This is a genomic window from Kocuria sp., assembly GCF_030536815.1.
Classification (GTDB): Bacteria; Actinomycetota; Actinomycetes; order Actinomycetales; family Micrococcaceae; genus Kocuria; species Kocuria gwangalliensis.
The window spans coordinates 1-1,667 of record NZ_JAUNPE010000238.1 but is presented as its reverse complement, the minus strand read 5'-3'; the positions used below and the strand labels follow the sequence as shown (position 1 = coordinate 1,667).

General features: G+C 65.0%; 1 protein-coding gene. It reads right to left on the bottom strand.

Going from position 1 to position 1,667, the window contains the following annotated elements:
• The coding region (locus tag Q4E95_RS12640) for a glycosyltransferase (protein WP_303383638.1) at positions 1-1,667 on the bottom strand (1,667 nt) is incomplete at both ends.

The window sequence follows — 1,667 nt, the reverse complement described above, 5'->3', positions numbered from 1 at the left end:
CTCGGCCCAGGTGCCGGGCAGCGGGTGGTGCAGGGTCGGTTCTGCGTAGAACGGTATAGAGGCCACCGTTGCGGGCCGGTGCTCGCCCCCGAGTTCGAGATACGCGGGAATTCGGTCCGCATCCGTGGTGTACACGGCGTCGCACAGGGCTGCGGTGGGGGCGAACGAGCGGAAGTGGACCGGGTCCTCCTTATTCCAAAAGATCACCGGCACACCCTTGGCTCGCGCTGTGGCGACCACGCGTTCGATGTCCTCCCGCTCGTCCTTGTAATACGCGACGCCGTGGAACCATTGCTTCTCATGCCCGCTCCATGCGGATTCCACGAACAGCACGTCCAGATCCTGCGCGACCACGGTGAGATAGGCGTCCTGGCGCGGAATCCGGATCACGCGGCAGCGGCCGGAGATCGTACGTTCCGTGAACTCATCCGCAATCATGCCTACCGTGAGCTCGCTGAGGGATACGGAGTCCGTGTGCTTGGCGAGGCGGGCATGCGCAGCCACGGCGGCTTGGACGACGTCCCTGGTAACTTCGCCCTCGCGGGTCACCGCAGCGTCGAACTCGTCCGCGGGCGGAAACCACTCATCCTGGCCGCGCTCGCCAACCAGGATTGCGGGAATGCCCAGGCGACGTGCGGCCACCAGGGTTCCCCACGCGGTCACCACATCGGGTGTGACTGCAAGGGCCGCTGGGCGTTCGACTCGGGCCCGCCGGGTCACGGCATCGGCGGTGATCTGTACCGCGTCCGTCGGTGCGGTGTCCGGATCGGTGCCCTCGTGCACGAACAGCGCGGTGCCGCAGCGCGGCTGATACGCGACTCCGGGGCTGCGCGGGGGTCGGGTGAACTCGCCTTCACGGAACGACCGATCCATGCGCATCTCACGCAGAATATCCCGAGTTAACGCACTGAGATCGGAAGTATGCTCGGGGAACCGTTCGAGTAGCTCCTCCGCTGCCGTGAGGTCTTGCTCCCGTAGGAGAACCAGGAGGATCAACCGATCCAGATCCTTCGCCCGACCGTCCCGCTGTAACCTGTCGAGCAAATCAGACCGCGCAAAACGCTCCGAGATTTGCGGTGCGCGCCGGCCCTCTCCGAACAAGACGTCCGCCCACTGGGTAGTGACCGCCGCGATGTCGAAACGCCCGACGGACCGGCGCGCATTCGCCGTCGCGCGGTCGTACCCATTCGCTTCCTGGTTGGCGTTGATGATCGCGCGGGCCGCGGCCTGCGTGTCCGCGTGCACGAATTCCCCTGGGAAGATCTCCGCCGCACCTTCACGGTCCCACACCACAGGGACCGCACCGCTCGCCTGGCCCTCGACGGGTGCCAGGTGGAAGGTTTCCCTCGAGCTCGGGGACAACATCCACCCGATCCGGCGGAACCACTGACCCATGTCCGGACCAAAAGGATCGAAGGACACGTGGGCGAGCAGTTCGGGGTCGTCAGTGAGACGTTCGTAGAATGCCCGGTAGGCGTCCTGCGTCACGGGTTGTTGCCACATCCAGGAGTAATCCCAGGGATTGCGACCTCGTAAGTGCAGCACATAGCGGTCATCGTGTTCCAGGAGCAGTTCGAGCAGATCCAGCGCACGGTCAGGGCGTTTAAGGATCGGTACGTAACCGGCCACGCCCAAGTGGAATCGAGCGTCTGGGATCTTGACCCCTC